This is a genomic window from Mogibacterium kristiansenii, assembly GCF_009695905.1.
Taxonomy (GTDB): Bacteria; Bacillota; Clostridia; order Peptostreptococcales; family Anaerovoracaceae; genus Mogibacterium_A; species Mogibacterium_A kristiansenii.
The window spans coordinates 50,169-75,114 of record NZ_VUNA01000005.1; the positions used below are offsets into that span (position 1 = coordinate 50,169).

Consider the following 24,946-nt stretch of genomic DNA (forward strand, 5'->3'; position numbering starts at 1 on the left):
CTGCCTGCAAAGTCAATAAACTCGGTTTTCGTACGCAAACCCCGGGCTGGGAAAAGCAGAACAGCCTGCCCGGTCGCCTTTTCCTATTCCGCGAAAATCCGCAGGATTTCCAGCACGATTTCCACCATTTTATCCATTCCCTCCACGGTGAGGTGCTCATACGGTCCGTGGAAAGCATAGCCGCCGGTTCCCAGGTTTGGGCAAGGGAGTCCCCGGAAGCTGAGAATGGCACCGTCCGTTGCGCCCCGAATGGGAACGGAAATCGGCGAAACGCCGCAGCTTCGGCAGGCCTTCCGAGCCACTTCCATGACCACCGGATAATCTTTCAGGATTTCCGCCATGTTTTGGTACTGATCCTGAATGACAAGTTCCACGGTTCCCGCACCGTATTTTTCGTTCATTCGCTGGGCCGCCAGCTCCAACCCGGCCTTCATGGCCGCGAGCATGTTCCGGTCGTGGTCCCGAAGGATGTACTTGAGCCGAGCTTCCGCCACGGAACCGGTCATGTCGGTAAGATGGACGAAGCCCTGATAATTCTCCGTGTACTCCGGGCGCTGGGCGGAATTCAGCATCTCGTTGAATTCCATAGCCACCAAAGCGGCGTTTACCATCACGTTCTTCGCGGAGCCGGGATGTACGTTATTGCCTCGGAAGTAAACTTCCGCCCCGGCGGCGTTGAAGCTTTCGTATTGCACTTCACCTTCCGCCTCACCGTCCAGGGTAAAAGCATATTTCGCCCCGAACACATCCGTCCGAAAATCATCGGTACCGCGGCCGATTTCTTCATCCGGCGTAAAAGCAATGGACACCGGTCCGTGGGACATTCCGGCAAGCTGCTCCACCACTGTCATAATTTCCGCGATTCCGGATTTATCGTCGGAACCCAGAATGGTGGTACCGTCGGTGGTAACCAGGGTGCGTCCCTTGAGCTGAGACAGGTGAGGGAAATCGGTCACCCGAAGCACCCGGCCGCTCGTTCCCAGCGGGACATCCCTTCCGTCGTAGTTTTCAATAATATGAGGATTCGGCGCGGCATCGCAGAAATCCGATACCGTATCCATATGGGCAATCAAGCCGATTGCCGGCATTTCCTCCTTCCCCGGCGTTGGGGGAATGTGTCCGTATACGTAACAGTTTTCATCTACAAAAGCATCGGATACGCCAAGTGCCTGCAGCTCCTTGACCAATTCATGGGCAAGATTGAACTCGCAGGCACTTGAAGGATGATTTTGGGAATTTTCATCACTGGGCGTCAGGATGCCGATGTAGCGAAAGAATCGTTCCATTCCTTTCATCGGTAACTTCCTTTCAATATACAATTGTTTTTATTTCTACCATTCCTCTTCGAAAATGAATTCCCGTGCGGAGTATTTGTCCACCAGCTCAATCGCGCACTCCACGTCGTGTTTGGAGATGACGGAGCTCTGGCTGTGCGGATAACGATCGACGATGGAAATTCCGGCCACGCGGGTTCCGTAGTAGGCCTGGTTCATGCTGGAAGCGTCCGTGCCGCCTCGGTCCATGACATCCCGCTGATAGTCGATTTCGTTCTCTTCGCAGGTTTTTACCATTTCATCCACAAGGTATTCATCCAGCATTGCGGATGGGTTTCCGAAGGTGACACCTACGCCTTTGCCCACTTCGTTGCAGCCCTTCAGATCGCAAGGGTAGTAGTGATCCGGGGTAACGTCCACGGAGACACCGATATCCGGCTTGATTCGCTCTGCGGCAACCACAGAACCGCGGCAGCCCACTTCTTCCTGCACGGTGAATACGTAGTAGATGTCGTTCGGATACTGTCCCTGATTCTTCTTGATGGCTTCAATCAGCACGTAGCAAGCCACTCGGTCATCCAGGGATTTGGCGCTGATGCGGTCATTCTGCAGCTCATAGTACTTACCGATAAATCCGCAATAGTCTCCCGGCTGTACATACTTCATGGTTTCTTCCTTGCTGGTGCAGCCGATATCGATGTAGAGTGCCTGCGCCTTGTTCTGGGCTTCTTCCACCGGACCGTCGCAACCCACGACGCCGATGACGCCGTTCTGGAAAATCACCTTGTCGTTGTAGATGGCGCTGGTCCAAGTCCAACCCACACTGTAGACTTTGATTCTTCCGTCGCCTTCAATATGAGTAACCTGGAAACCGATTTCGTCCATGTGGGCGGTGTACATAATCTTCTTATTGTTTTCCGAATCCGTACCTTTCTTATAGGCAATCAGGTTACCCATGGCATCGGTATAGCATTCATCCACATAATCCCGGATTTCTCTCCGGATGATGGCCCGGACGTTCTTCTCTCTGCCGGATACGCCCCAGGCCTGTGTCAGTTCTTCTAATAATTTCATTTTGAAACCCCTTTCACGTTCAAAAATGCAGGTGATTCAGTTCAACTGTCTGAATCTTATCACATGAACAATGATTTTGCAACAAAAAATAAAATATTACAAAATTATCGAATAATATTGACAAGATATTGCAAATTATATAAAATGAATGCAACAATTCAGTTCGACTAACAAAAACTATATGCAAAATTTGTTATTAAGATGAAAGGTGTTAAAGAAAACACATATTCATGAGAGGTAAAGATATGGAAAACAGTCAAAAATTACCGATTCGAATTAAGTTTGCCATGGCCTATGGAGACTTCGGAAAGAGCACATTGAACATCCTGAATGCATTCTTCCTTCTGTGGTTCTACACCGATGTGGCAAAGATTCCGGCAGCGGCTGCTACCGTAATCATGGTCATCGCAAAGGTATGGGATGCGATTAACGACCCGATGATGGGTGTCATATTGGATAAGACCGTTTCAAAAGAAGGAAAATGTCGTGCATGGCTGAAGTATCTGTCCGTTCCGGCCGGCATATGCGTGGCGCTCAGCTACTGGGCACCGCACCTGAAGCAGAGCCATCTGATCATCTTTGTTGCCATCACCTACCTGTTCCAGGGCATGGCACAGACCGCCACCAACGTGCCGTTCAACACATTGCTGGCAAGAATTACAACGGATAAGGACGAGAGAGTGAAGCTGGGACAGTGGAGAGGATACGGAAATACCATCGCCAGCGTACTGGTTACCGCAACCGCGCTGCCGTTCGTAAAGCTGATCGGCGGAGGAGACCAGACCAAGGGATTCTTCATCTTCGCCATCATCTGCGGCGTAATCTATGCGACTTCTTTCCTCACCGTATACGCAGCCAGCAAGGGCTTTGAAGAACCTTCCTATAAGCTGGACAAGAACAGCGGGGATGAAAGAATTAAAGAAGAGGCGGAGAAGCAGAGCGTGAGCGCCATCCTCAAGGCACTGATTACCAACAAATACGCCCTGTTCGTATGCGTGGTAAACATCATGTTCATGATCTACAACGCGCTGAACGGTGCGTCTATGGTATACTACCTGCAGTACGACCTGCACAATACCAACCTGATGGGGGTGTATTCCACCATGTCGTCGATCATCAGCTTTATCGCCATCGTGGGAATGGGATATATGGGCAAAAAATTCGGAAATGCCATGTCCTGCTCCATCTCCAGTATTGTGCTGGTCATCAGCTTTGGGCTCCGTTTCATCACCCACGATGCCAGCCTGCCGATTCTGTTCTTCTGCTGGGGCTGTGAGGGAATCGGTGTAGGTCTGTTCGCACAGATGATCTACCAGTGCGCACTGGACTCAATGACTTACGGCGAATGGAAGAGCGGCGTGGACAACGGCGGAACCATCATGTCCATCTTCACCTTTGCGCAGAAAGCCGGACTGGCCGGCGGTGGAATTCTGGCAAGCTCCCTGCTCACCGCATTCCACTATCAGGCATCCGCTTCCGAACAGAGCCAGGCGATTCAGAACCTGTTCTTTGCTGAAATCGTTACCATTCCGCTGATAATTTTCATCATTCTGGTGTTCGCATTCTATCGTCTGTCCAAGCTGGAGAAGCAGCTGCCGGAAATGCAGGCGGAAATCGATGCTCGCAAAGCAGCGGAAGAAAAGCTCATCGAGGCAGTTGCGACGGAAGAAGCTCTTGCCGAAACCGCAGCAGCCGAAACACCGGAAGTTCCGGAAAAGTAAGAAATCATATTTTTTCAAGACACAGGGCGGCGGAATTTGCCGCTCTGTTTTGCTAACAGGAGGAAAAAATGAACGAGATGATTGAGGCACTGCAGAAGCTGGTGTCGTTTCAAAGCATTGCAAAGGAAGAGGGAACGGAATATCCCTACGGGAAAAAGGTCCATGACGCCAAGGAATACGTGCTGGCGCTGGCAAAATCTTTCGGGATGCGGGTGACGGACGTACCGGGAAAGTACGCGTACATCGAAATCGGGGAGGGTCCTCGGCTGATCGGAATCCTGTCCCACCTGGATGTGGTGCCGGCGGGGGATGGCTGGACGCAGGATCCCTTCGGCGGTGAAATCGTGGATGGAAAAATTTACGGCCGGGGCACCACCGACGACAAAGGCCCTACCATCGCCGTGCTGTACGCCATGAAGGCCCTAAAAGAAAAAACCACTCTTCCGGCACGTATCCGGCTGATTCTGGGGCAGACGGAGGAAAACGGGGAGTGGCGAGATATTGAAGCCTATACGGACGCGGAAGAAATTCCGGAATGTGGTTTTACCCCCGATGGTGATTTCCCGGCCATTCAAAATGAACTGGGGGCCATGGTTTTTCGGGTTCAGATGCCGCAGTCCGGGTTCCTTCAGGGCGAAGGGGGGACTGCACCCAATATGGTGCCGGAACGTGCTTGGGTAAAAACAGAATTCGGTACCTATGAGGCGTCCGGAAAGGCGTGCCACGGATGTGCGCCCTGGCTGGGTCTCAACGGGATTTCGGAATTGATGGAGAAGGTGTATCAGGCGGAACCGGAGAACCGGTTCCTTCGGATGTATGCGGATTTGATTGGGAAAACCATTTACGGAGAGAAACTGGGAATCGCGGCAGAAGACGAGAGCGGAAAGCTCACGCTGAATGTGGGGCTCTTCGAAGTTCGGGATGAAACGGCGACTTTGATGGTGGATATCCGTTATCCGGCAAAGAAAAATCCGGATGAAATATCCGGATCCTTGGTTCGTCAATTCAGTTCGTATGGGGCATCCTGCGAATGCGTCTATCATGTTCGTCCGCTGTACACGCCGTCGGACAGCCCGGTGTTGGGCGCCCTGCTGTCCGCTTACCGGGAAGTGACCGGAGACGACAGCCGCCCGATTTCCATCGGCGGAGGGACTTATGCCAAAGCCATGCCCAATATGGTGGCCTTTGGGCCGAATTTTCCGGGGCATGAGAATCGAGAACACATGGACGATGAATACATCTTGGTGGAGGATTTCCTGAAATTGGAGGAAATCTACGAACGGGCATTGGCTTATTTGCTGGATTCTTCCGATGCTGCTTCTTCCTCATCCAGAATCGACAGCGCTTTTGCGTAGGAAGATCCCACGTGTGTTCGCATCAGGTCCTCCGCCCGGTCCAATCGATTGTCCCGAATGGCACTTAGAATATCCTCGTGCTGCTTTAGAATTTCCCGGCGATTTTCTTCCTTAATTTCGTACTGATTTGAGAAGATGGTGGACTGGATGCGAATCTTCCGAGCTGCATCGGTGAGCCGGCCGTTCTGCGCTTCTTCGTACAGAATGCTGTGGAAGGCATCGCTGTAATAATTCCAGTAATTGTTTTCAATGGAAGCCCGGGCTCTTTCCATGCACAGTTCCAGTGCCGCCAGGGTGCTGAGACGGCGGGTCGGGGTGGTGGCCGCCCGGAGGGCAATCACATCGAATTCGGTGAGGAGCATGTAGATTTCTGCCAGGTCCTGGCGGGTGAATTCAATGACCCTCATGCCCGCATTGGAACGGTATTCAATCAATCCATCCTGCTGCAGGCGGAACAGGGCCTCTCGAATGGGCGAGGAACTGACACCGTACATTTCATGGAGTTTCTTGATGGTAAGTTTCTCCCCCGAAACCAGGGTTTTGTTCAAAATATCGTTTCGGATGGCGGTATATATTCTCTCGCTGACGGTTGAACTGTTGGCATTCATTTGTGTTATTCCTTTCTTCGCGGTCGTGTACTAGCGGTTCTTTTTGTAGGAATCCAGAACCGACATCATGCTGAACTGGAGGTGTGCTCGAATCCGCTCGGCCGCCAGATCGAAATCCCGCTGCAGTACGGCATTGCAGATTCCTACATGGCGCCGATAGATCTGTTCCTCCGTTCCTTCGTGGGAATACATATGGGACATGAGCTCCATGCGGGCGCTCATGCGTTCCGCCGTCTCATCCAGATACCGGTTATCCGAGAACTTGTAGAACACGTCGTGGAAGGTTCCCGATATCGCGCCCCAAGCTTCAAGATCTCCCTTTTCCAGCGCTTCCGCTTCTCGGTCCACAATGGATTGGAGCCGTTCCATTAACGGCGCCAGGGTGAAGGCACCGCTGCAGAAGCGAAGGGCCAGCACTTCCAGTTCGGCGGTGAACTGGAAAATTTCCCGGATTTCACTTTCGGAGAAGTCCGTCACCTTCATGCCTTTGTTGGGATGGTAGGTAACCAGTCCATCGGCGCTGAGGCGGGTGAGGGCTTCTCGAATCGGAGTATGGCTCACGTTGAATTGCTTCTTCAGCATGGTGAGGGTGAGGTTCTGTCCCGGCTTTAGCTCCTGGTGGGTGATGGCCCGGTACAGCTCGTTGTAGATTTCATTGGTTAAAGTACTGTCTGTTCCCATTTTTTGAACCCTTTCTTTTCGGAATTATCTTCGTAAATTTTATAATATTTGATGAAATATTACAATAGATTTGATAAAATAGTGAAGGCTTCCCGGAAATGCGGGGAGTTGGGGAGAAAATATTTTTACTTTATAATAAAAAATCGCGGTTTTGATGGGGATAGCAGATAGATGGAACATAAAGATACGGTGAAAAACCTGACCCGGGGCAGTATTTCGAAGGCATTGATTCAAATGTCGCTACCGCTGATTGCTTCTCAGTTCGTTCAGATGGCATACAATTTAATCGATACTTTGTGGGTGAGCCGGCTGGGGATTGAAGCGGTGACGGCGGTGTCCACCGCGGGGCTGCTTCTTTTTCTGGCACAGGGAATTTGCATGATCGTGCAGACCGGGGCCCAGGTGCGTATCGGGATGCTGCTGGGAAAGAACGACCTGACGCAAGCACAGGTCGCTTCCGGGACGTCCATTACGCTGAACTGGATTATCATGCTGTTGTACGTTCTTCCGGTTCTGATATTTCGGCATTCCATCGTGGGGTTCTACCATATTCAGAATGAGGTCATCGTTTCCTATACCGTCAGCTATCTCACCATCACCATCATCAGCGTGCTGTTCATGGGATACAATTACGTGCTGCTGGGAATCTATACTGCGGCGGGGGACAGTCAGACGCCGTTTAAATACAATTTGGTGGGAATGATTCTCAACGTTATTCTGGACCCGGTTCTGATCTTCGGGCTGCTGGGTTCTCCGGCGCTGGGATCCGATGGCGCGGGTTATGCGACCCTGTTCTCTCAGATGGTGGTCAGCCTTTTGTATGCCCTGCGGGTGCATCGGGATCGGCATCTCTTTCGTGAGGGCAGTTTCCGCAGCCGCTATCGGATGAGCTGGGAAGAATGCAAAATCATTCTACGCTACGGTTTTCCCGCTGCCATCCAGACGATTATCTTTGCCATGATTTCCAGCGTGCTGGGGAAGATGATCACGGTGTACGGCAATACCTATATCGGCATCCAGAGGGTGGCGACGCAGATTGAATCCGTCGCCTACATGACCGCCAACGCGTTTCAGGTGGCCATGACCTCTTTCGTGGCTCAGAACTTCGGTGCCGGAAAGGATAAGCGGATCCGCGACGGGTACCGTGTGGGTATCTATCTGATGCTGGTGCTGGGCGTGTTCACTACCTTACTGTTCATCTGTGAGGGACGGCCGCTGATTAAATTGTTCTTTACGGATTCGCTGGCGATTGAAACCGGTACGGATTATCTTCGGATCATCGGATACTCGCAGATTTTCTACTGCCTGGAGGTGGTCGCTACCGGAACTTACCGTGGTATCGGCAAACCGATCGTACCGGCGGCCTGCAGCATTATCGGGAGCCTGCTCCGAATTCCGATGGCGGCAGCCTTCGGATGCGTCACCGGATTCTGGTGGGCAATCTGCATTTCCACCGTTATCAAGGGATTGGCGGTGCCGATTCTCCTGCATTTTGAGATGAAGAAGGAATCGTTGGTTGATTCACCGCATAAGAAAAAGACCGGTATCCGAATTTGAAAGGACTCGGATATCGGTCTTTTTGCCTAGACACCCAGCACTTCCCGGGCTTCGTCGAATTTGTTCTTCAGAATCAGGCGGTTCACCTTTCGCTCGGTGTCGATGCGGTTCCGTTCCTGTTCGAAGATATCACTGCCAAAATACTTCTTGTAGATGGATTTCCGGTACGCTCGGCCGCTCATCTCCCGCAGGGTACCGTTCTCCAGAATGAAGATTCGCTGCGCGCAGTCGGTGACGGTGAAAAAGTCGTGGGAGACCATGAGCACCGTTCCCCGGTATTCCGTCAGCGCCTGTTCCAGGGCAATTTGGGCGTCGCAGTCCAGGTGGCTGGTGGGTTCATCCAGCAGCAGGGTATCGTAATCGCCTCCGCAGATTTCCTCCAGCTGCGCCATGTTTCGTTCGCCTCCGGACAGCTGCAGCGTGTCGTCGGATTCGGTAATCTGTCGGAAATAGCCCACCTTGCCGCCGTTTTCTTTTTCCGAAAGCATGCGGTAAATGTCCCGCAGGATACTGGATTTGCCGGTGCCGTTGGCGCCCACGATGGCGATTTTGTCCCCCTTGTTCACGGTAAAGGAGACGTCCCGCAGCAGTTCGTCCTCATAGGAGAGGGAATAGTTCTCTACGGTAAAAGCAATTCCGTCTTCCGGAGAGACTTCCGGGAAGGCAAAGGAATGATTCGGAATCTCCAGGAACGGATCCTCGCCCCGCAGGTTTTTCATCCGCTCCACCAGTTTCTTTCGAGCCTGCAGCTGCTTGCCCTTCTTCGGGTCGGAGGTGAATTCCGCGCCCTTCCGAAGGCGGTTCACCAGTTGCTGCTGAGCTTCGATGTAATCGTCGAAATCTTTGGTCACTTCAAAAACATCGATTCGGGTTTCCAGCAGCCAGCGGCTGTATTCCGGATAGGAACCGGCGTATTCCTGGAGCTGCATGTTCTCGATGTGAAGGACCTTGTCGAAGCACTGACTGAGAAGCAGGCGGCTGTGGGTGATGGTGAGAACGGTTCCGTCGTAGCTGTTGATCAGATGCACCAGCCCAATCAGGTTCTCGAAATCCAGGAACACGTCCGGCTCGTCCATGATCAGGAGCTGCGGCTTCAGCAGCATATTTCGGATGATGTACAGCAGCTTGTATTCGCCGCCACTGACGGAACCTACGGAATTCTCCGCGATGGCGGAAAGTCCGGCGGTATGAAGCTGCTTCCGGATGTTGGCATCGTAGTTGTATCCGTCCACCGCATCGATGCGGTCCATCAGGACCTGAAATTCTTCGTACAGCTTGTCCGGGTTCTCCGCTTCGCCCATCTTCTGAGCCATCGCATCGGATTCCCCCAGCAGTTCCACAAATGGTTTTGCCAGAAATTCAAAGACGGTGGCATCGCCGGTTTCATGCTCCACAAACTGGCCCACATAGCCCGTTCGGAAATCACCGCTGCGGCGAATCAGCCCTTCGTAGGTGTATTTTTCCTCATCCATCAGAAGATGTACCAGAGAACTCTTGCCGCAGCCGTTGCTTCCGATGAGCACGGCATGTTCCCCGGGTTCAATGGTAAAGGAAATATTTTCGTATAGATCTTTCTCCGGATAACCGAAGGATACTTTTTCAAATTCGATGAGTGCCATGATGTTCCTTTCGTTGTGAAAATAGTCTGTTTCATTATATCAGATTCTATGGAAATTGCGTACACCAAATTATCATGTGGAATGGGCGGAAATCTGTTATAATAGGGAAGTTGTTAAAAAAAAGAAGGGGTTACTATAGAATGAATCGGAAAGAAATCAGGGAAATCAAGAAGCGGATTCGTCCGGAGATGGATAATTTCGGCCATGTGTACGGCTGTTACGTGAATGCGGCACGGGAAATCGTGTCGGACATGGATATGCAGGTGATTCAAATGGATCGGGAGGAAAAGGAGATGTATTCTCAACTGTTCCGAAAGACCCTGTCCGGTGGCCTGGGGCGGAATCTGATGAATATCGATTTCACTACGGCGCAGGTAGAAAGCAGCGATGAGCATCGGCTGCTGCAGGGTCTGCGCATGAGCGGGTTGAAGGATGAGAACCTGCGGCAGGTGCTGTATCGGAGAATTATCGATTCCCTGACTCCGGAGGAGACCGGCTACGTGATTCTGCTTCTGGCGGATACCTACGATGTGCCGTACAAATCCGGAAACGATGAGGAATGGGATGAGGATTCCACGGATCAGTTCGATTATTTCATCTGCACCATCTGTCCGGTGAAGGATTCCAAAGCGGCTCTTCGGTACATGGCGGAGGACAAGCAGTTCCGAGGCGCGGCGACGGGAAGCATTCTGTCCAATCCGCAGATGGGATTTATGTTCCCGTGTTTCGATGACCGAACCACCAATATCTACGGAGCCCTGTATTACAGCAGAAGTTCCTCGGAGATTCACGAAGAGCTGATTCAGGCGCTCTTCAATGCGGCTCAACCGCCGATTGCGCCGGAGAAGCAGAAGAATGCCTTCGGCGGTGCCCTGAGCGAGGCGTTGGAGGAGGAGTGCAGCCTGGAAGTGGTTCAGGCGGTGACCAATTCTCTCCGTCAGCGAATCGAGGAGCACAAGGAAAGCCGGGATCCCAACGTGCCGGTGATTCTCATCGATGAGGTGAATGAAATCCTGAAGGACAGCGGGGTTTCGGAGGAACGGATTGAAACCTTCGGCGAGACCTGTCGGAAGTATTTTGGCGAGGAAGAGGCGCTGAATCCCAATAATATCATCGAAAAAAGAAAATTCCGAGTGCACACTCCGGAGGCGGATATCGCGGTGGATCCGGAGCAGATCTATTCGGTGAAAACTCAGGTTATCGACGGTCGGGAGTACCTGTTGATTCCGCTGTGCGAAGGGGTCACGGTGAACGGCGTGGATGTGAGTGTGGTAGAATCGGAAGCGCAGGAATAAAAAAAGAAGTGTTTTGCAGCGGCAAAACACTTCTTTTTTTTATGAAATAATTTCCGGCTCTTCCTCGGCCCCCAAGCTGTAGGATGCCAGACGGCCCACGTTGTTGTTGGAGCCCATGACCCACAGCACGTCCCCCTTCTGGATTTTGAGGTAAGCGCTTGGCATCAGCACCGGATAACCGTCCTTCTGAATGCCCAGAATCATGCAGTGGGCTTTGCTGAGGATTTTGGAGTTGATGATGGCCTGACCGCAGTACGGCTCGGAACCGTTCACTTCGATGGCCAGACAGGCCAGGGCATGCTGGGTGTCCGGGTAATCACTTTCCATGAACTGCTCCAGAGTGCGGATTCGGCGGTCCACATCCGGGAAAAGAATTCCCTTAATCTGCAGGATGTCATTCATTTGACCCACCAGGTACAGCTTATCTCCGGCCTGGATTTTGAAGCCGCTGTGAGGCAAGGTGTAGGTGTGCTTGCCCCGGCGGATTTTCGTTACCAAGATGTTGTTGTACTTACCCCACGCCAGTTGTTCCAGCGTCTGACCGATGTACTCCGCATCCTTCGGTACGTAGTAGGACACGATGTGAATGTCTTCGTCCAGCCATTCCTGGGGCCCCTGACTCTGGGCCACGTGGGTCAGAGTTTTTTCGTTCAGGTTCCGTAAGAATCGGGTTTCCAGCTGGAGATAGAAGGTCGCCACCACGTCCGTCTTGCTCATGGTGAGGATGGCGATGAGGGCAACGCCCAGCAGCAGCATTCTCCGAGCCCCGAAGATGTGATGAATCGGGATAAAAGCAATATACGCGATGGTCAGCACGTTCAGCAGGGCCAGAATGACCAGCGGCGGCCGGTTCGCCTTGCGGTCCAGCCACAGCTTGGTAAAGGTGGTGTCCCGAAGGCGCAGCATCGGCCGGGCAAAAATCGCGATGATAATGTACACCAGCAGGCAGGTGGCGATGCCGGAGAATTTCTCCGGCATAACTTGAAGCAGGGACGGATACAGCAAGCGCACTCCTGCAATGGCGGTCACCAGCATGATGATGCCGTACAGGAGAAGGCTGGAAAAGAAGTTTCGAATCATCACCAGCCAGTCGTGGGTGTGGTCCGTCTCGTCCTGCTCGCTGGAGGTGTACCGGTCGATTTTCTCCAGGAGCTTTTTCGGCAGGTGCTTTCGCATAAACGCCGCTACCTTGGAGGAATTCCGGATGAGCACCGGGGTGGCCAAGGTTGTGAGCACGGAAGCCGCTACAATAACCGGGTAGAGGTATTCATCCATCACCTCCAGGGAAATTCCCAGCGCCGCGATGATGTAGGAAAATTCTCCGATCGGAGCCAGACTGAATCCACTCTTCAAGGAGGTTTCCATCCGCTGACCGGAAAGGATCATACCCAGTGTGGCAAAAATCAGCTTGGCAATCACCGAAATAATCGCAATCGGGATGATGGAGGTCCAGTGTTCCGCAATCACGGACGGATCCACCTTCATGCCCACGGAAACGAAGAAAATCACGGCGAACATATCCTTGATGCTCTCGGATGCGTGCTCCACTTCCTTCGCATGGTTGGTTCCCGCAAAGAAGGATCCCGCCAGGAATGCTCCCAGCTCCACGGAGAATCCCAGCTCTTTCGCCAGGAGAGCCAGGGTGAAGCAGATTCCCAAAGACAGAGCGATGAGCATCTCCCGGTTGAGAAGGTGCATGACGCGGTTCAGCAGGGTCGGGAGGAAGTAAATTCCAACAACTAGCCATACCAGCAAGTAGCATCCCATGAGGAGCAGCTTGCTGACAACGCTCTCGCCACCGCTCTGGCCCACGGACAGGGAGGCCAGGATGACCATCATGAACACGCCGATCAGGTCTTCCATAATCAGCTCTCCCATAACCAGGGATGTGTATCTCTCCCCGGTGACCTTTAGATCCTCAAAACACTTCTGAATAACCACGGTGGAACTGATGGCCAGCATGGTTCCCAGGAAAATACAGTTCATCTGGGACAGCCCAATCAGGTCCCCGAACAGGTATCCCACCACCAGCACGCCGCTCATCTTTACCAGGGCGGTGACGATGGCGGTACTTCCCACGCTGAGCAGCTTGTGAAAATCAAATTCCAGACCGATATGAAACAGAATGATAATTACGCCGATTTCGCTGAGGGTGTCGATGGCGGGCACATCTTCCACGTTGAAAAACATGGGAAAGTACGGGCTGATCAGAAAACCCACGGCGATATAGCCCAGGATGACCGGAAGGTGTATTTTGCGGAAAATCACGCTGACAATTCCGGCGGCCAAAAGCATCATGGCCAGGTCGATTACGAGAGATGGTATGTGCATAGGACTCCTTTCGTCATTCAAGGATATAGCGAATACTTGTATACATTATATCAAAAATATACGGTTGTTGGAAAGTAGAAGTGACAACAAAGTTGCCACATTAAATAAAAAAAGAATTGCCACTTTGCTTGGGTTGCCGAGCAACTTAGAATTCTGTGCTTATTTTTATAATGCAATTCCAAATTATAAAATCTTGTATAAAAAACATAAATAATTCGATAAAATATTATTATTGATTCATAAAAAACTATTGAAAAAGTGTATGAATTTCGGTACAATAAATTCCGTTGTTACTTTTTACAAGGTTTTGGTTAATAAGTTATTGGAGGAAAACAATGCTACATATTATTGAAGAGGTGAATAATTCGGTGAATGCTTTCATCTGGGGTGTTCCATCGATGGTGTGCATCATCGGTGTGGGACTTCTCCTGACGATTCGAACCAAGGGATTGCAATTCCGGAAGTTCGGATACGTTCTCAAGCATACTTTTGGCACGATATTCGATAAGAAAGAGGCGGAAGAAGGTGCGCTGACGCCGTTCCAGTCCGTATGTACCGCGCTGGCGGGCACCGTGGGAACCGGTAATATCGCCGGTGTGGCCGGTGCGATTGCCCTGGGCGGTCCGGGTGCCGTTTTCTGGATGTGGTGTTCCGCACTTCTGGGAATGTGCACGAAATTTGCAGAGGTAACCCTGGCGGTGCACTTCCGAGAGAGAAACGATAAGGGAGATTGGGTTGGCGGACCGATGTACTACATCAAGAACGGTCTGGGCAAAAAATGGCAGTTCCTGGCGGTGCTCTATTCCATCCTGGGCATACTGACGGTATTCGGGACGGGAAATGCGACGCAGGTCAATACCATCGTGGCATCCATTGATTCCGCACTGTTCAACTTCAATGTGTTCAATGAAGATAATGTGGGAAATGTGAACCTGGGAATCGGCATTCTGATTGCAGTTCTGGTTCTTCTGATTCTTCTGGGCGGTATTAAGAGAATCGGAAACGTTACGTCGAAACTGGTTCCTTTTATGGCCGTGTTCTATATTGTAATGGGACTGATTCTGGTAGCCGTTAATTACGAACGGGTGCCGGAAGTGTTCAAATCCATCTTTGAAGGAGCGTTCAATCCTCGTTCCGTTACCGGCGGTGTGGTAGGTTCCCTCTTTATCAGTATGAGAAGAGGTGTGTCTCGGGGAATCTTCTCCAACGAGGCTGGTCTGGGTACCGGATCCATCGCCCACGCCAGCTCCGATGTAGCCCACCCGATTCAGCAGGGCATGTGGGGAATCTTTGAGGTTTTCGCCGACACCATCGTAATCTGCACGTTGACCGCACTGGCCATTCTCTGCAGCGGAATCAACATCAATTACGGAAAAGCTGCCGGTGCAGAACTCACTATCAGCGGTTTCACCACCACCTTCGGGGGATGGATTTCCATCCTGCTGGCGGTAGCGCTTTGCTGCTTTGCCTTCTCCACCATCCTGGGTTGGGGACTGTACGGCTCCCGCTGCATCGAATACCTCTTCGGACCGAAGGTCGTAAAACCCTTCATTATTGTCTACGCGCTGGTGGCAATCATCGGTGCCACCATGGACCTGGGCCTGCTCTGGTCTCTGGCGGATACCTTCAACGGTTTGATGATTATCCCGAACTTGATTGCGGTATTCCTGCTTTCCGGCACGGTAATCCACCTGGTAAAGGACTATTTTCGGAATCCGGAATCCCAGCGACTGGAAATGGATAAATAGAGGAAGATAAAAGTAAAGGAAAAATCCCCGAAGCAGAATGTGCTTCGGGGATTTTTGGATGGGCGGCGCGGGCCGCCCGCGACAGAGCCGCGGGAATTGTGTGAAGATTTTGCTCCCCGAAACGGAGCTGCAAGGGTTTGCGGGGAACGGGGAGCAAACCGCACCTCGAAAAAGCCGGCCGGCCCCGAGTGGCGGCGCGGAAATTGTGTGAAGATTTTGCTCCCCGGAATAGAGCTGCAAGGGTTTGCGGGGAACGGGGAGCAAACCGCGCCTTGAAAAAGCCGGCGGGTCTCGAGTGCCGGCGCGGGAATTGTGTGAAGAATTTGCTCCCCGGAACGGAGCCGCAAGGGTTTGCGGGGAGCGGGGAGCAAACCGCGCCTCGAAAAAGCCGGCCGGCCTCGGGCGGCGGCGCGGGAATTGTGTGAAGATTTTGCTCCCCGGAATAGAGCTGCAAGGGTTTGCAGGGAGCGGGGAGCAAATCGCGCCTCGGAAAAGCCGGCCGGCCTCGAGTGGTCATCAAATTAAAAGGGCGTGGATTCCGCCGGTGCTCGGAATCCACGCCTTTTATCTCCTATTTTTGGCTCTTAGTCAAATGGTGTTGGTGAAGAATAAAAGCAATACATATCGAGTAGCCGTTACGCTGCTCGATATTCTTTTTTCGGTTCTTTCCAGCCGGTACGTCATACGTTTAGAAATTAGAGATGATGTTAAAATGTAAATTCAATATGCCTAGAATTTCGGAGCGAGTTCACGCAAATCCTTTAGATTTTGGAAATCAGCGTGAACGATTTTCTACTTTTTCTCGTCTTACTCGGATGATGTTCTGTATAGAGACGTAAGTCTTGAGGATCGTTCACGCTTTTTGAAGGCAAATTGGCTTATTAGCGTGAATAAGAATTAGAATCCTGAAAACTTTGCAAAAACCGTTCACGCTTAATCTCGTTTTTCGGACAAAAAGCGTGAACTCATATCGAAATTCTAGGCGTATGCGATTCTACGCACGCGATAAAGACAATAGTAATAGACTTTTTTGAAAAAATGGCGCTGATGATGAAATCCATTTCCATCACCAACACCAAAAGGTATAGAACCCTACTTTTTCTCTTCCTCTGGATTTTTCACCGTCGGTTCCGTATTCAAGTTCAGATCCAAATCCGTCTGCTGATGCAGCAGGCCGATCAAATCTACCAGCTCGTCTTTCTTGGAATCCAGGGTTTTGAAAGTGAGTTCCGGATTCCGGTTCTTCTCTGTCCGGTATTCGTCCATCATGCTGGAGAAGATTGCGGAAGAGGAAATCGGTGTGTAGACGATGGCATTGGCACCGGCCTCAATGGTGCGGCGGATGGATTCGTCGGTCTTGCCGCCGCTGGCGATAATCGGCACCTTCGGGAAGTCCTTCCGAATTTCCCGAACCACATCTGCGGTATTCTTTCCGGCTGCCACGTTGAGAATGGTGACGCCGGCATCCAGCCGTTCCTGAATTCCGGTGGAATCAATCACTGTGGAAACCACCGGGATATCGATAACCCGCTTGATGAAGCGGATATTGCTGTTGCTCATGGGATTGTTTACCACAACGCCGAAAGCTCCCTGCGCTTCCGCATCCTGAGCCATGTACACGGAGCGAAGTCCTTTGGTGGTGCCGCCGCCCACACCGACGAAAACAGGAATGGAGGAAGCGTTGATGATGGCCTCGGAAATAACCTGCTGCGGAGTAAACGGGTACACGGCCAGAACCGCATCCGCATCACAGTTTCGAATAATGGCAATATCCGTGGAGAAAATTAAAGATCGAATTTTTCGACCCAGCACGATGATGCCCGAAGCTTCTCGAATTACTTCCGGCATTTCAATGGTATGGGCACGAAGTGTGCCGGTTATTCTTGGAATTGATTCCTGCATTGCGAACCCTCCTCTTACTTTCAACAAAAACTGTCAGAATATAACATGAGGAACTGCATTTCTCGGCGAAGCACAGTTCTGTATGTTCATAAAATCACCGAATAATTATACACGATTGCGCCGAATACGAACATATCCATTTGTGTATTTTTGATAAAAAAATATTAAAAAAAAATATTACACTCCCCGGCGACTTCCGTCCTAGGCAGAATAGTCCGAAGACTATTGAAAAGGTTTCATCCAGATACTATAATAAGTACATTCAGGAGGCTTTCCGCTGGGAGGCCTCCTTTTAGTCGGAAAGGAGAGAGATCAATGATTGAATGCCTGGTAGTGGGCGCCGGCGGCTTCGTGGGGGCGGTGCTCCGATATCTCGTGGGACTTCTGGATATGAACCCGGAAAGCGGTTTTCCGATAAAAACATTTATCATCAATATTGCGGGAGCGTTCCTCATCGGTGTGGTGGCGGCGCTGGCGTCCCGGGAGGCCTTGAATCCTCGGACGGTGCTTTTTCTGAAGGTGGGAATCTGCGGGGGGTTTACCACGTTCTCTTCCTTCGCACTGGAAAACCACGATTTGATGATGAACGGCGCTTCCGGCATAGCACTCACGTACATGGGGGTGAGCCTGGTATTGGGAATTCTGGCGGTGTACATCGCTCAGCGCATGTTCGGCGCCTAAGGGGCAAAAAACCGAAAGAAATCCGAAAACAATATCCCATCGCTTATGGGAATGTGGTACAATGATAACAATTTATGAAATAAGGCAAGACAAGGAGATTAGGTCGATATGGAATTTATGGAAGAACGGATTCGCAGAGACGGCAGAGTGGCACCGGGGGAAATCCTCAAAGTAGATACCTTTCTGAATCATCAGATCGATGTCAGTCTGATTCGTCAGATTGCAAAAGCACTGAAAGAACATTTTGGAAATCGGGAGATTACCAAGGTGGTGACCATAGAAGCGTCCGGAATTGCCATTGCAAGCATCACGGCAGAGGAGCTCGGCGTGCCGATGGTGTTCGCCAAGAAGTCCAAGAGCCGGAACCTGAATTCGGATACCTATAAGTCCCGGGTATATTCCTATACCCACGACCGCTATTACGATATTGTGGTGAACGAGAATGCCCTGAACGACAACGACAAGGTGCTTCTCGTGGACGATTTCCTGGCGAACGGACAGGCCATGCAGGGATTGCTGGACATCTGCCGGCAGGCCGGAGCGGATGTTGCCGGAATCGGCATCTGCATTGAGAAATCCTTCCAGCCGGGCGGAAAAGCACTTCGGGAAGAAGGATACGATGTTCTGAGCATGGCAAAGATTAAGAGCCTGGAGAACGGAACCGTCGAATTTGAACAATAAAAAAACGAATCGTCAAAAGGAGCTGCGCAGTAGGCACACTGCAGCAGCTCCTTTTTCAAATCCGAATTTTAATCTCCTACAATTACCGGTGTACCGATGTCAACCTTTTGGAACAGTTCTCCGGCGGCGTAGACCGGCATATTGACGCAGCCGTGAGAGCCGCCGTACTGATAGATATTTCCGCCGAAGGCACCTCGCCACTGGGCGCTGTGGATTCCGAAGGATCCGCCGATAAAGGCCATCCAGTATTGAACGGTGACATCGTAACCCTGCCCCTTGAGGCGGGTGCCGGTGCTCATGGAATTGATATAGTAACTTCCCCGAGGCGTATCGTGAACTCCTTGGGTGCCGGTAACCACCGGCGAGGACATATTGATTTTACCGTCTACGAAATAGGTCAGTCTTTGTTTCGGGATGCTGACGTAGACGTAGGTGCCCATGGCGCCGTATTCCGCTTTTTGAACGTGGAAAGTGGCCTTGGCCTGGGAAACGTTGCCGTAGGGGTCGGTGGCGGTGGCGTGTACGATGTAGTTCCGAACCTTGTGAACGTTGATTTGCTCATGGGAGAGCTTCAGCTTCACCTTGCCGGAATTGTCGGTGGCCTTGAACATTCCTTTTAGCAAATCCTGAAGTTCGTAGTCCGTCAGCTCCGTATCTTTGAAAATATAGACATCTTTCGCCTTCTTGAATTTCGGCTTTTCCAGATCCTTGATGGTCACCTGATATTTCCGGTAGACCTGATCCTCGTAGTAGATGGTGAGGGGATAGGTGCCGGGACGGTCGTATTTGTGCCCGGAAACTTTATTTCCATGATAGACGACGGAAGAGTTCTTCTTTACGTATTTCTGTTCTTCTTTGGACAAGGTATCCATGTTCACGTATTCGGATATGTCCGTAGATACCGCGGTGCCGTAGTTGACATAAATTTCCGGGTGGGCGTATTTCTGATTCAGCTCCAGCAGCGGACCGCAGCCGGTGAGGGCGAAAACCGCCATCAGGCAGAGCAGCAGCGGAATCACCCGCCGACGTATTTTGCTTGGCATAAAATATCCTCCATTAATGTGCATATGCCTTGAGATTATACTATAGAAATCATTTTGCCGCAAATAACAATACCGCAGATTGTACGAAAAAAAGTGTTTGTAGAAAACAACAAAAAAATTGAAAAATTTGTTGACAACCTCATGAAAAAAGTTATAATAAGGTAAGTCAACTGAATAGACCTGATTCGATAGAGGTTGCGGAAATCAAGAGTACGGAGTTACGGACGCAGAGGATGCGGTAACTCGGGAAAGGGAAATCCGCCGAAGGCTGAAGCATCCTACAGCGGAGGCCTGGGACATCGCAGAATATGCGATGGACTGTCACACATGTGGAGCGCTATCAATGGTATATATTTGTGCAGAGAGAGTTTTTTTTGAGTACTTAGCCATGGATACGTTTCAGACGTTATTCAGGGCTTTTTTATTTACACTTTACGAGAAGTCTGCAACAGAAGGGTATTGCAGAGAAAAGAACAATGGGAGGATTAAAATGACACATTCAATTCGAACAAGGCTGAATTACATCTTCGGCCTAGCGATTCTGATAATCGCTTCTATTCCGGCACTTTGTTTCGCAGCAGAGGAAACGGCAAAGAAGCCGGCACTGTACGCAACCGGATTTTCGGTTCTGCCACCGCTGATTGCCATCGTGCTGGCGCTGATTACAAAGGAAGTATACAGTTCCCTGTTCATCGGCGTTTTCGCAGGTGCGGTGCTGTATGCCGGTGCCAACTTCAGCGGCATCATGAACCACCTGCTGCAGGACGGCATCATCGCATCCCTGTCCAGCGCCGGTAACGTCGGAATCCTGATTTTCCTGGTAATCCTGGGCATGTTCGTTGCCATGATGAACCTGAGCGGCGGATCCGCCGCCTTCGGAGAATGGGCTTCCACCAAGGTAAAGAGCAGAAAGCATGCGCAGTTCACCACCATCCTGCTGGGAATCCTGATTTTCGTGGATGACTATTTCAACTGCCTGACCGTAGGAAGCGTTATGAAGCCGCTGTCCGACAAGTTCAATATTTCCAGAGCAAAGCTGGCATATCTGATCGACGCAACGGCAGCTCCGGTCTGCATCATCGCTCCAATCTCTTCCTGGGCGGCTGCAGTATCCGGCTTCGTTCAGGGTCAGAACGGACTGACCATCTTTATCCGCGCGATTCCGTACAACTTCTATGCGCTGTTCACCATCGTGATGATGTTCGCCATTGTTGCAATGAACTTTGATTACAGCAAGATGGCAATCTATGAAAAGAACGCTATTGAGAACGGCGACCTGCTCACCGTTCACGAGAACCTGTCCTCTCAGGACGAAGAGATTTCTCAGAATCATAACGGTCACGTCGCAGACCTGATTGTTCCGGTAATCGTGCTGATTATCTGCTGCCTGATGGGAATGATCTACACCGGTGGATTCTTCAGCGGAACATCCTTTGTAGACGCTTTTGCCGGCTGTGATGCCGCTGCCAGCCTGTCGCTGGGCAGCTTGGTTGCACTGATTATTACCATTGTATACTACTGTGCGCGCCGCGTCCTGACATTCCGTGAATGCATGGGCTGCGTTCCGGAAGGATTCAAGCAGATGGTATCCCCAATCCTGGTTCTGACACTGGCATGGTCCTTGAAGTGCATGACCGACAGCTTGGGCCTGGCTCCGTTCGTTGCAGGAATGGTTGAAAAGATGCCGGCTAGCTGGATGGCACTGATTCCGGCCGTTCTCTTCGTCATCTCCTGTGCACTGGGCTTTGCATCCGGTACATCTTGGGGAACTTTCGGAATCCTGATTCCGATTGCGCTGGCAATTACCGCATCCCGTCCGGATATGATGATTCCGGTAATCTCCGCTTGCATGGCCGGCGGCGTGTGCGGCGACCACTGCTCGCCGATTTCCGACACCACCATCATGGCTTCAGCCGGTGCCGGATGCAACCACATCAGCCACGTGGAGACACAGCTGCCATATGCGCTTACCGTATTGGTTATCTCCACCATTTCCTACGTCGTTGTGGGATTCACCAAGTCCGCAATTCCGGGACTGATTGTCGGTGTGGTTCTGCTCTTCCTCTTCCTGAACATGATGAAGAAGAGACAGGCACGCATGAACATGGTGGCCAACGCAGAAGCGTAGGAACATCGCATTGCGAGATATCGAGGTAACCTAAAAAAACATTTTGCAAGCCGGGGCTTCCGAGGAAGCTCCGGTTTTTCGCTGGGCGAAATGGGTGGACTTATCTCCTCAAACAGAATATACTTTACGTGTAATATTCCGGTGCACGGATGAAGAGGGGAGGAAAACGATGAATTCATGGGAACAGAGTTATACCACTAATGAAATTCTGGAGATGATTCGAAATCACGACGGAAAAGAAACGTTGAATCTTCGGAAATGCGAAATCCAAAATGCGGATATTTCCGGCTGGGACATTCCGGAGAACATTGACTTCGAGTGGAGTGTTTTTACCAATGTAAACATGACCGGAACCACCTTTCGAAAATGCAATCTGAATCACGTATGGTTCAAGGAGTGCAGTACGGAGAGCATTCGGTTTCTGTACTGTGACGTGCAGGAGGCGAATTTCCGGTGGATGAATTTCCGGGGAGCGGATTTCTCCGGTTCCAATTTCCACCATACTTTGTTTGAATATGCCAATACCGAGGATATAACGGATAACGAGGACACGAAATTTTTCCGGATGGTATGTCCGGCAACCGGGCCGTTCATCGCCTGGAAGTGCTGCACGGAGCTTCGGGTGGTGCAGCTTCTGGTGCCGGCGGATGCCAAGCGGGTGTCGGCCACGGCGGAAACCTGCCGGTGCAATAAGGCGAAGGTGCTGTCCATCAAGAGCATTGATGAGACAAAATCCTATGATTGGGCCCAGTCCACGGTGGATCCGGATTTCTACTACGAAGTGGGGAAGTGGGTGGAGCCGGCCAACGGGTTTGAAGAGAACCGTTGGCGGGATTCCTCTCAGGGAATTCACTTCTTTATGGAACGGCAGCAGGCCGTGGATTATCAATCGAAATAGGAAAGGATTATTGTTTTTTATGAATTTTAACGATTACAGCGATGATATCGTATTTGGTTTTAACACCCGTACCGGCGGTGTCAGCACCGGGGTGTACGATTCCATGAATCTGAGCCTCACCCTTCCGGACGATCCGGAAGATGTCATGAAGAATTACGAAATATGGTGCCGAGACCTGGGAGTCCGTATGCAGGATCTGGTCATCGGTCTCCAGACCCATACCAACAACGTGGTTCGGGTGGATGAGCGCAACAAGGGGCAGGGGCTTTTCCGAACCCGAATGAAGGATGTGGACGGAATGGTGACCAATGTGCCCGGTGTGGCGCTGGTAACTTATCATGCGGACTGCACGCCCGTGTACCTGTACGATCCGGTGAAAAAAGCCATCGGTATGGTGCACGCCGGATGGCGAGGCACGGTAAAGGAAATTGCCGGAGCAGCGGTTCGAAAACTTCAGACGGAGTTCGGAACGGAACCGGCAGACCTGGTGGCCATGATCGGTCCGTGCATTTCCAAAGAATACTTTGAATGCGACCGGGATGTGGTGGATGCGGTACGGGCCATGAATATTCCGGCAGAGGAAATGATTTCCTACGACACGGTCAAAAATAAATATCACGTCTCCATCGCCGGGGTGAACCGGCTGGTGCTGGAAGCGGCCGGCGTTCCCGGGGATCATATCGACATGCAGGACCGGTGTACCTACGGAAATCCAAGCTTGTTTTTCTCCCATCGCCGGGATGGATTGAAGAGAGGCGGTCACTGCGCATTGCTGATGCTTCGGTAGATTTTGCGCCAACCCCATAAAGGCAGAGAATTCGGTTGAAAAAAAGCGCTGAATAGGTTATTCTAATATGAGTGTTGAAAATTGAAGTAAAGGGAGTGTTATTATGAAAATTACATGGATTGGACATTCGTGTTTCAAAATTGAAGAGGGTGGATATTCCATCATTATCGATCCGTATCAGGACGATTGCATCCCGGGACTGGCTCCGGTTCGAGAGAAGGCCAACGAGGTTCTGAAGAGTCATGAGCATGACGACCACAATGCTGTAGACAATGTGGAAATCGTAAAGACCGTGGCTTCTCCGTTTAAGATTACCACCATCGATACGTTCCACGATGAAAAGAACGGCACCGAGCGCGGTAAGAATAAAATTCATATCATCGAGACAAAGAATCAGCGGGTGGCACACCTGGGCGACCTGGGCTGTGAGCTGACAGATGAGCAGATGGGACAGTTGTATCAGGTAGATGCACTGCTGATTCCGGTAGGCGGCGTCTACACATTGGATGCGGCACAGGCGGCACAACTCACCGTGGATCTGGATGCCAGACATACCATTCCGATGCACTACAAGAGCGTAGAAAGCGAATTCGATCTGCCGGAGCTGGGCACCGTATACGATTACACCCTGCGTCTTTCCGGTGTGTGGGTGAATTCCCTGAACACCCTGGACCTGGACGAGAATTATCCGGCAAAGGTAGTGGTTCTCCAGCCGCAGAACATGACCAAGAAGTTCATGAGCATCGGCGAGATGGAGAAAATGAGCAATACAAAGAATGCGAAGTAGCCCCATTCGGATGCGGCAAAAACAAATTTAATGAAGCCAAAGGTGACCGGTGGGAACACAAAAAGTTCTCCGCCGCGTCACCTTTTTTATTTGGAAATGACAACACATTTTCGGAGAGATGTGGTATAATTCAATTAACCCAATTAAAGGAGGTCACAACTATGAAGGTTATGATTACAGCGAAGAATTATAAGCCGAGTGAGCGTCTGCAGGACAACATCGAGAAGAAATTTTCGAAATTAGAGAAGTTCTTCGATGAAGATGTTACCGCGAATGTGATTGTTTCGAAGTTTAAGGACAAGACGAAGTTGGAAGCAACGATCAATACCAAGCAGACACTGTTTCGTGCCGAAGAGATTTCGGACAACGTGTATGAGGCAATGGATCTCATCATCGACCGACTGTCCAGCCAGATGAAGAAATTCAAAGGCAAGCTGGAATCCCGGTACAAGGAGAACAAAGCGCTGAAGTTCGAGTTCATTCCGAACGATGAAGAGGAAGAAGATAATCTCACTGTTGTGAAGAGAAAACAGTTCGAGTTGCAGCCGATGAATTATGAAGAAGCCATTCTTCAGATGGAGATGCTGGGACACAATTTCTTCGTATACTTCGATATGGATACGGAATCCACCAACGTGGTATACAAACGGAAGGGCGATGCATACGGTTTAATTGAAACATACAGATAGAAGGCAATCCGATCCCTATCCGGACGTGACCGGACAACTGAATATTGATTTTATGGGGCTGTCATCGAGGCAGCCCTGTTTTTATGA

Annotated in this window: 20 protein-coding genes and 1 riboswitch; of the genes, 12 read left to right on the forward strand and 8 right to left on the reverse strand. The window is 51.0% G+C overall.

The window, feature by feature from the left end:
* Positions 1–83: 83 nt before the first annotated feature.
* Together pepT and FYJ65_RS03615 are read right to left on the reverse strand one after the other, a co-directional pair.
* Complete coding sequence (gene pepT / locus FYJ65_RS03610; protein ID WP_154553992.1) at positions 84–1,295, reverse strand: peptidase T; 1,212 nt, start codon at positions 1,293–1,295, stop codon at positions 84–86.
* A gap of 36 nt (positions 1,296–1,331) precedes the next feature.
* Positions 1,332–2,348, reverse strand: a complete 1,017-nt coding sequence (locus tag FYJ65_RS03615; protein ID WP_154553993.1) for a M42 family metallopeptidase — start codon at positions 2,346–2,348, stop codon at positions 1,332–1,334.
* A gap of 230 nt (positions 2,349–2,578) precedes the next feature.
* Between FYJ65_RS03615 and FYJ65_RS03620 the strand changes: the two genes are divergently transcribed.
* Both FYJ65_RS03620 and FYJ65_RS03625 read left to right on the forward strand, forming a co-directional pair.
* Complete coding sequence (locus FYJ65_RS03620; protein ID WP_154553994.1) at positions 2,579–4,069, forward strand: MFS transporter; 1,491 nt, start codon at positions 2,579–2,581, stop codon at positions 4,067–4,069.
* A 68-nt stretch (positions 4,070–4,137) separates the two neighbouring features.
* Positions 4,138–5,424, forward strand: a complete 1,287-nt coding sequence (locus FYJ65_RS03625) for a Sapep family Mn(2+)-dependent dipeptidase (protein WP_154553995.1) — start codon at positions 4,138–4,140, stop codon at positions 5,422–5,424.
* Here the strand turns inward: FYJ65_RS03625 and FYJ65_RS03630 are convergent.
* Entirely contained in the window at positions 5,361–6,032 is a 672-nt protein-coding gene (locus FYJ65_RS03630; protein ID WP_154553996.1) for a GntR family transcriptional regulator, read from the reverse strand. The two genes, FYJ65_RS03625 and FYJ65_RS03630, sit on opposite strands and share 64 nt — an antisense overlap.
* Positions 6,033–6,062: 30 nt before the next feature.
* A complete protein-coding gene (locus FYJ65_RS03635) occupies positions 6,063–6,713 on the reverse strand; it encodes a GntR family transcriptional regulator (protein WP_154553997.1) in 651 nt (216 codons plus the stop codon).
* A 171-nt stretch (positions 6,714–6,884) separates the two neighbouring features.
* Between FYJ65_RS03635 and FYJ65_RS03640 the strand changes: the two genes are divergently transcribed.
* The gene (locus FYJ65_RS03640) at positions 6,885–8,270 is read left to right on the forward strand and encodes an MATE family efflux transporter (RefSeq protein WP_154553998.1); all 1,386 of its coding nucleotides are present in this window, start codon (positions 6,885–6,887) and stop codon (positions 8,268–8,270) included.
* A 26-nt stretch (positions 8,271–8,296) separates the two neighbouring features.
* On the opposite strand, the gene FYJ65_RS03645 is transcribed toward FYJ65_RS03640, so the two are convergent.
* Positions 8,297–9,889 (reverse strand): ATP-binding cassette domain-containing protein, encoded by a 1,593-nt coding sequence (locus FYJ65_RS03645; protein ID WP_154553999.1) that lies wholly within the window; start codon positions 9,887–9,889, stop codon positions 8,297–8,299.
* 140 nt (positions 9,890–10,029) lie between these two features.
* On the opposite strand from FYJ65_RS03645, the gene FYJ65_RS03650 reads away from it, so the two are divergent.
* On the forward strand, positions 10,030–11,184 hold the full coding sequence (locus tag FYJ65_RS03650; protein WP_206157297.1) for a DUF4317 domain-containing protein: 1,155 nt from the start codon (positions 10,030–10,032) through the stop codon (positions 11,182–11,184).
* Positions 11,185–11,223: 39 nt separating this feature from the next.
* Here FYJ65_RS03650 and FYJ65_RS03655 read toward each other — a convergent pair whose 3' ends face one another.
* Positions 11,224–13,515 carry a cation:proton antiporter domain-containing protein gene (locus tag FYJ65_RS03655; RefSeq protein WP_154554001.1) on the reverse strand — a complete coding sequence of 764 codons (2,292 nt, stop codon included), beginning with the start codon at positions 13,513–13,515 and terminating at the stop codon, positions 11,224–11,226.
* A 335-nt stretch (positions 13,516–13,850) separates the two neighbouring features.
* Here FYJ65_RS03655 and FYJ65_RS03660 point away from each other — a divergent pair, with 335 nt between their 5' ends.
* Positions 13,851–15,263, forward strand: a complete 1,413-nt coding sequence (locus tag FYJ65_RS03660) for an alanine/glycine:cation symporter family protein (protein ID WP_154554002.1) — start codon at positions 13,851–13,853, stop codon at positions 15,261–15,263.
* A gap of 1,092 nt (positions 15,264–16,355) precedes the next feature.
* On the opposite strand, the gene FYJ65_RS03665 is transcribed toward FYJ65_RS03660, so the two are convergent.
* The gene (locus FYJ65_RS03665) at positions 16,356–17,165 is read right to left on the reverse strand and encodes a beta/alpha barrel domain-containing protein (protein ID WP_330679777.1); all 810 of its coding nucleotides are present in this window, start codon (positions 17,163–17,165) and stop codon (positions 16,356–16,358) included.
* 315 nt (positions 17,166–17,480) lie between these two features.
* Here FYJ65_RS03665 and crcB point away from each other — a divergent pair, with 315 nt between their 5' ends.
* Together crcB and FYJ65_RS03675 are read left to right on the forward strand one after the other, a co-directional pair.
* Positions 17,481–17,846, forward strand: a complete 366-nt coding sequence (gene crcB, locus FYJ65_RS03670; RefSeq protein WP_154554003.1) for a fluoride efflux transporter CrcB — start codon at positions 17,481–17,483, stop codon at positions 17,844–17,846.
* A 108-nt stretch (positions 17,847–17,954) separates the two neighbouring features.
* Positions 17,955–18,527, forward strand: coding sequence for a xanthine phosphoribosyltransferase (locus FYJ65_RS03675; RefSeq protein ID WP_154554004.1), 573 nt, complete (start codon positions 17,955–17,957; stop codon positions 18,525–18,527).
* A 68-nt stretch (positions 18,528–18,595) separates the two neighbouring features.
* On the opposite strand, the gene FYJ65_RS03680 is transcribed toward FYJ65_RS03675, so the two are convergent.
* A complete protein-coding gene (locus tag FYJ65_RS03680; protein WP_206157298.1) occupies positions 18,596–19,570 on the reverse strand; it encodes a L,D-transpeptidase in 975 nt (324 codons plus the stop codon).
* Positions 19,571–19,751: 181 nt separating this feature from the next.
* Positions 19,752–19,918: riboswitch (Lysine riboswitch) on the forward strand.
* A gap of 142 nt (positions 19,919–20,060) precedes the next feature.
* Here FYJ65_RS03680 and FYJ65_RS03685 point away from each other — a divergent pair.
* The 5 genes from FYJ65_RS03685 to hpf all read left to right on the forward strand — a co-directional run bounded on the left by FYJ65_RS03685 (position 20,061) and on the right by hpf (position 24,859).
* Positions 20,061–21,698 carry a Na+/H+ antiporter NhaC family protein gene (locus tag FYJ65_RS03685; protein ID WP_154554006.1) on the forward strand — a complete coding sequence of 546 codons (1,638 nt, stop codon included), beginning with the start codon at positions 20,061–20,063 and terminating at the stop codon, positions 21,696–21,698.
* Positions 21,699–21,867: 169 nt separating this feature from the next.
* Positions 21,868–22,596, forward strand: a complete 729-nt coding sequence (locus tag FYJ65_RS03690) for a pentapeptide repeat-containing protein (protein ID WP_154554007.1) — start codon at positions 21,868–21,870, stop codon at positions 22,594–22,596.
* 19 nt (positions 22,597–22,615) lie between these two features.
* Positions 22,616–23,383: a peptidoglycan editing factor PgeF gene (gene pgeF, locus FYJ65_RS03695; RefSeq protein WP_206157299.1), complete on the forward strand. Its 768-nt coding sequence runs from the start codon at positions 22,616–22,618 to the stop codon at positions 23,381–23,383.
* Positions 23,384–23,486: 103 nt separating this feature from the next.
* Positions 23,487–24,170, forward strand: a complete 684-nt coding sequence (locus FYJ65_RS03700) for an MBL fold metallo-hydrolase (RefSeq protein WP_154554009.1) — start codon at positions 23,487–23,489, stop codon at positions 24,168–24,170.
* A gap of 161 nt (positions 24,171–24,331) precedes the next feature.
* Positions 24,332–24,859 carry a ribosome hibernation-promoting factor, HPF/YfiA family gene (hpf, locus tag FYJ65_RS03705; RefSeq protein ID WP_154554010.1) on the forward strand — a complete coding sequence of 176 codons (528 nt, stop codon included), beginning with the start codon at positions 24,332–24,334 and terminating at the stop codon, positions 24,857–24,859.
* Positions 24,860–24,946 lie beyond the last annotated feature (87 nt).